Here is a 5,952-nt window from a genome sequence, read left to right as displayed (position 1 = left end):
CCCAGCGGCCGAGAGCCTTCCGTCCGCGTCGAGGACGACGGCGCCCCCCACCGGAGCCGTGTACGTCCCCGGAGCACAGCCCGCGAGGGCGGTCGCGTCGGAGACGAGGAACGCGCCGTGCGAGGGCTTGGCGCGCAGCATCGACGTGAGCGTGTCCGCCGGAAGGTGGTGCCCGTCGGCGATGAACCCCGCGGTGAGTCGATCGTCGGCGAGCTGGGCCCAGATCGCGTTGGGGTGGCGCGGAATGAGGCTCGGCATGCCGTTGCCGAGATGCGTCGAGAGGCTCGCGCCCGCGTCCGCCGCGGCGCGGACCTCATCCGCGGTGGCGTGCGTGTGGCCGATCGCGACCGAGATTCCGAGGGCCGTGATCTCGGCGATCCGTGCGGGAGCCTCTGGCCCGTGGGGCGAGACGGTGAGGATCTCGAGGGGTGCGCCGGGGGTCTCCCAGCGCCGCACTTCGGCGGGATCGAGCGGCCTGATCTGTGCGGGGTCATGGACCCCCCGGGCGCCCTCGACCTCGGAGATGAACGGCCCCTCGACGTGGACCCCGGGGATGGCGGCCGCCACGGCGGGGCTGGCCGCGCGGGCCTCGGCCACCGCGCGCAGGCTGTGGACGATCTGCTCCTGGGTCGCCGTGATGATCGTCGGGAGCCAGGTCGTGACGCCGGTGCGGGCCAGAGCAGCGGTGATGTCCACGACGTCCTGCGCGGAGGCCTCGGGCCCGTTGACGTCATGGCCGGCGAAGCCGTTGACCTGGAGGTCGACGAATCCCGGCGCGAGGAACGGAAGGTCGTCCGCGCCAACGCCGAGCCGACGAACGGCAGTGATGACGCCGCCGTCGTGCTCGATCTCGAGGGCTCCGCCGCTCTCGAGGTCGCGACCCCGCAAGGCTCCGCGCGTGGGAGCCGTCATCGCGGGTCCGATGCGGCGTCGAGGTAGAGATCGACCTCCGGGTGGCTCCGGAGGGCCGTGCCGGGGTGCGCCCCCGAGACCGGTTCCGTGAGCGTGTCCTGGACGGCCTGCCGCTTGGCCGCGCCGGGCACGGACACGAGGACGTGGCGCGCGCGCAGGAGCCGGGGAATCGTGACCGTGATCGCGTCGGTCGGGACCTCCTCGAGCGTCGCGAAGTGGCCCTCGTCGAGCTGCTGGCGGCGCGAGGCCTCGTCCATCCGAACCGGCCGGGCGGGCAGCGGGTCCTCGAGGTCCGCGGGCGGATCGTTGAAGGCGAGATGACCGTTGACACCGAGGCCGCAGAGGGTCAGGTCGAAGTGGTCGGAGCCCATGACGGAACTGTACCGGGCGGCCTCGGCCTCGGGGTCGCGGCTCGGGTCGATGCGATGGAACGCGGCCGGTGTGACGTGGGAGAACAGGACGCGCTCGAGCCAGTTGCCGAACGCCTGCGGGGCGGCGAGGGGAAGGCCCAGATAGTCGTCCATATGGAAGAACTCGATGCGCGAGAAGTCCAGATCGGCGGAGCGGAGCGCCTCGAGCGTGTGCTGCTGGCTCGGTGCGGCGGCGAGCATGACGCGCGCGGTGCCGGGGGATTCGAGCCGCTCCGCGAGGAGGCTCGCGGCTTGGGCCCCGCAGGCCTGTCCGAGGGCGAGGGGCGTCGGGAAGGTGTGAATGCGCATGGTCTCTTTCAGGAAGGGGTCGACGCGCCGGAGTCGAGTCGGTTGAGGAGCACGAGGGCGCGGGCGATGTGGAAGGGGTCCTTGACCGGCAGCGCCACGACGGCGTCGAGCGGGTCTCCGCTGCGGTCGCGAATCTGGATCCACTCGCGGCCTTCGGGGTCGGGGAAGGTTGCGAACGTGTAGTCCGCGAGCCGCTCGGCCCAGCGCGTGAAGCGGGGGTCCCCAGTCGTGTCCGCGAAGAGCCGCGCCGCGTAGAGGGCCTCGACGTGGACCCACCAGAGCTTGGTGCTCCACGTCTCGCGGACCAGCTTCTCGTACCGGTCGCCCGGCAGCAATCGGCCCTCGGGTCGCCCGCCGGCGCGGTCCGCGTAGCGCAGCATGCCGCCGTATTCGGCGTCCCAGCCGCGTTCGAGGGCCATGAGCGCGAGGTCTGGCAGCCAGCCCGGCGCAGCGAGGGAACGGTCCACGCGTTCGGCGTGCACGAGCATCCACGCGAGCTCGAGGAGGTGGCCCGGGGTCACGTGGCGGGCCACGAGGGTGTCCTCGTCCGCGAGGCCGGACGGGCGGTACTCCCACCACCGGCCCGGGCTGAGCATGCCGCCGCCCCCGACGAGGAGTTCGTGGGCCGCAGCAGCCACCTCGCCCGCGCCGACCACGCCGGCGTCCTGGGCCTCGGAGGCTACGTGCAGGAGGAGCATCGGCGAGGCGAGGTCGGCGAAGCCCGCGGGAACCGGATACGGCTCCGTTCGGGCCGTTCCCGCGGAGATCCGGGCGTGTGCTGAGGCGAGGATCGCGCCCGCATCGGCCCGCAGCGACGCGTGGTCGCCGTCCGTACCCGCCAACCGCGCCGCGCCGGTGAGCCCGAGCGCCGCGAAGAGGTCCGCGAAGACGCTCTCCTCGTTACGTGGCTCCGCGTTCCTTGGCACGGTGGGCGCCGCGCCGTCGCCCGCGACCCGGAAGCGGGTGCTGCCGTCTGGCCGCAGCGCGTGATCCCGGAGGAAGCCCGCCGTCGCGATCGAGCGTTCGGCCCAGAGGCCCGCATCACCCGAGAGGAGCCCCCGGCCCGCGTCGAGCGAGAGTTCGGCGCAGAGCCACGCCCAGCGCCCCTGCGACCACGTGAGCTTGTCATGGGAGAGCAGGCGGCCGCGGTTGTCGAAGCACGTGAAGACTCCGCCTCGCGCGTCGTCCGCCGCCTCTCGGTCCCACCATGGCAGGACGACGCCCTCAAGGTGATTCCGCGCGTCGTGCGTCATGCGCTCGCCCCGTTGCTGCGGAGCGCATCGACGGTCTCGTCGGGCCGCGCCTCCGCCTCGGGCAGGTCGGAGTCCAGGGAAGCGATGAGGCCGTCCGAGGCTGGCGTGCCCTGCGGGACCACGAGCCCCGCGACGAGGAACACGAGCACCGACGCGAGGATCGGCGCCGCGACGCTCACGGCCGCGCCGTTGGCGCCGAGCGCCGCAATCTGGTCGGCGAGGATGTACTTCGTGATCGCGAAGACCACGAGCCCCGCGGCCCACGAGCCCAGCGCCGCGACCGAGCCGCACCGGCGGAACGGCTTCAGCATCCCGAGGAGCATCGGGATCGCGACCGGCCCCACGAGCGCCCCGAACCACGTGATGAGGAGGCCGAGGACGCCGCCGAACGAATCGGACGTGAGTGCAATGACCATCGAGAGGCCGATGAACAGGAACGTCGCGAGGCGCCCCACGGCCAGTTCGACGGGGCCCGACAGGGGAGCCCGCTTGCCACGAAGAGCCGGAATGATGTCCCGGGTGACGACGGCGGCGATGGCGTTCGCGTCGGACGAGGTCATGGCCATCGTGTGCGAGAAGAGGCCGGCGAGGACGAGCCCGACGAGCCCGGCGGGCAGGAGGCTCTGTGTGAGCAGGGCGTATGACTGGTCCGGGTGGGCGAGGTTCGGCAGGAGCACCGGTGCAGCCCACATCGGGAAGAACAGCACGAGCGGCCACACGAGGTACAGCCCACCGGACAGCAGGATCGAGCGGCGCGCGGCAGAGCCCGTGGGGGCGGAGATGAAGCGCTGTGCGAGGTTCCATGTCCCGCCGTTGTACGAGACGCCGTTGATCAGGATGTACGCGAGGAAGAAGCCCACCGTGAGGCTTCCCGCGAACGGCGAGGAGTGCGACGGCGGGAGCTTGCCCCAGAGGTCGACGATCGACGAGACGCCGCCGAGCTTCGCCACGGTCGCGACGAGGAGCGCAATCCCGGCGACAAGCTGAATCGCGAACTGCCCGAAATCGGTCAGGGCGTCCGCCCACAGTCCACCGATGGTCGAGTACACGAGCGTTACGCCGCCCACGATCATGACGCCCCAGAACAGCGGGACGCCCGCGAAGACGTTGAGCAGGATCGCGCTCGCAGCCCATTTGGCGGCGACGTCGAAGATCTTGAGCGCAGTGCCGGACCACGCGAGGACCTGCTGCGTGGGCAGCCCGTACCGGATCGAGAGGTACTCGAGCGGTGAGATGACGTTGAGGCGCTGCCGCAGCCGGGCCCAGCGTGGCGCGAAGAGCCACGAGCCGACGAGGCAGGCGATGGTGATGCTGATGGCCCACCACACGTAGACCGCGAATCCTGTCGTGTAGCAGAGGGCCGCGTAGCCGACGAAGACCGCGGCCGAATATCCCGACATGTGGTGCGAGATGCCTGACAGCCACCAGGGCATCTTCCCGCCTGCCGTGAAGAAGTCGGCCGCGTTCTTGACCCGCCGCTTGGCGAACCAGCCGATCCACACCATGACGAGGAAATAGGCGCCCAGGACGAGCCAGTCGAGCACGTGCATAGATCTCTCCTTCGAGTGCGCAGTCCTAAGACTGGGAATAGAAAAATGCTGGCATGCAAACGTGTGCATGCCAAGGGGCGTCGGGTGGTCCTGCGAGTCCCTCCCACGGTCCAAGGCAAGATAGAGCCATGAGCGAACACGGCGAGCGCATCACGATTCCCACGCCCGCGGGCGACGTCTCGGGCGTCTTCCGGGAACCCGACGGGGCGGACGCGACGGTCGCCGTGGCCCACGGCGCGGGCGCCGGCATGGACCATCCGTTCATGGTTGGCTATTGCGACGCCCTCAACGGGCTCGGCATCGCGACACTGCGCTTCAACTTCGCGTACGTCGAGGAGGGGAAGCGGCTCCCGGACCGGCCCCCGCGCGCCATTTCGGTGTGGGCCGCGGTCCTCGAGGAGACACAGCGTCGTGGGGCCCCCGCGCCGCTGTGGGCGGCGGGGAAGTCGTTCGGGGGTCGCATGGCCTCGATGGCGGTCGCAGACGGTTCGATCGCCCCGGCCGGGCTCGTCTTCCTCGGCTATCCGCTGCACCCGGCAGGGAACCCCACGAAGCTCCGCGACGAGCATCTCTACGGGCTCACGCTGCCCATGCTCTTCCTCCAGGGCACCCGGGACACCCTTGCTACGCGCGAGCTGCTCGACGGCGTCGTCGCGAAGCTCCCCACCGCGACGCTCGCATGGCAGGAGGACGCCGACCACTCGTTCGCCGTCAAGGGCGTCAAGCGGACCCCGTATGCGATCGGCGCCTCGCTCGCCGCGGCGACGGCGGAGTTCGTGCGCGCCGTGCACTGAGACCGCCGCCTCCGAGGCCCGTTGATGACTCAGCCCCGACGCGGGGGGCAACCGCTCAGCGGTTAGTGGCGCCGTCGTCCGTTGGGGGCGGGCCTGTGCCGCCGTCCGCGCGGAGGGCCCGCACTGCCGCGCTGACGGTGGGGTAGAACGTGTCCGGACCGAAGCGCCCGCGCGTGCCGAAGCGCAGCAGCCGGTCCTTCACGGGGCCCTTGAGCTCGGCGAAGACGAGCTCAATGCCGTGGGCGGCGAGCCAGTCATCGAGGAGGATGACCTCGTCGAGGGCGGTCGTGTCGATCCCCGTGATGGGCTCCGCCGCGATGACCACATGGGTGACGCGCCGGTGGGCGTTCTCGACAAGAGCCCGGATGAAGGCGCTGAACACCGTGCCGTTCGCGAAGAAGAGCGGCGCGTCGAAGCGCGCGAGGATGAGTCCCGGGACCCTCTCCGCTTCGGGGTGGCGTGAGATGTCGTGGTATCCCGGCACATCGGGGCGGTCGCCCAGCTCCACGCGGTAGGGGCCCCACGCGCGGCGCACGAAGTCGAGGAGCGAGAGCACCACGGCAACCACGATGCCCTGCAGGACTCCGATCGTCGTGACACACGCGAACGTTGCGAGCATGAGTCCGAACTCGACGCGGCTCAGCCGCCAGAGCCGCGCGATCGCGCGCGGGTCCACGAGGCCTGTCGCCGCGGCGATGACGACGGCGGCGAGGGTCGCCGAGGG

At 71.1% G+C, this 5,952-nt stretch carries 6 protein-coding genes; 1 reads left to right on the top strand and 5 read right to left on the bottom strand.

Going from position 1 to position 5,952, the window contains the following annotated elements; genetic code table 11:
• The 4 genes from ACLN58_RS16495 to ACLN58_RS16480 form a co-directional block, all read right to left on the bottom strand.
• Positions 1-912, bottom strand: a 912-nt coding sequence (locus ACLN58_RS16495; RefSeq protein ID WP_415856339.1) for an N-acetylglucosamine-6-phosphate deacetylase, incomplete at its 3' end; no start/stop codon positions are given.
• Positions 909-1,631: a 6-phosphogluconolactonase gene (locus tag ACLN58_RS16490; protein ID WP_415856338.1), complete on the bottom strand. Its 723-nt coding sequence runs from the start codon at positions 1,629-1,631 to the stop codon at positions 909-911. The genes ACLN58_RS16490 and ACLN58_RS16495, both read right to left, overlap by 4 nt.
• 8 nt (positions 1,632-1,639) lie before the next feature.
• Positions 1,640-2,884, bottom strand: coding sequence for an AGE family epimerase/isomerase (locus ACLN58_RS16485; protein ID WP_415856337.1), 1,245 nt, complete (start codon positions 2,882-2,884; stop codon positions 1,640-1,642).
• Entirely contained in the window at positions 2,881-4,434 is a 1,554-nt protein-coding gene (locus tag ACLN58_RS16480) for a sodium:solute symporter family protein (protein ID WP_415856336.1), read from the bottom strand. The genes ACLN58_RS16485 and ACLN58_RS16480 overlap by 4 nt, the downstream gene beginning before the upstream one ends.
• 128 nt (positions 4,435-4,562) lie before the next feature.
• Between ACLN58_RS16480 and ACLN58_RS16475 the strand changes: the two genes are divergently transcribed.
• A complete protein-coding gene (locus ACLN58_RS16475) occupies positions 4,563-5,228 on the top strand; it encodes an alpha/beta family hydrolase (RefSeq protein ID WP_415856335.1) in 666 nt (221 codons plus the stop codon).
• 55 nt (positions 5,229-5,283) lie between these two features.
• Here ACLN58_RS16475 and ACLN58_RS16470 read toward each other — a convergent pair.
• Positions 5,284-5,952 (bottom strand): SulP family inorganic anion transporter (locus ACLN58_RS16470; protein WP_415856334.1); only part of this gene is annotated, 669 nt, incomplete at its 5' end.

Origin of the sequence: Sinomonas sp. G460-2, from assembly GCF_047759905.1 — a bacterium.
Lineage (GTDB): Bacteria > Actinomycetota > Actinomycetes > Actinomycetales > Micrococcaceae > Sinomonas.
The sequence above is the reverse complement of the archived record's forward strand: the minus strand, read 5'-3'. Positions and strand labels throughout refer to the sequence as shown.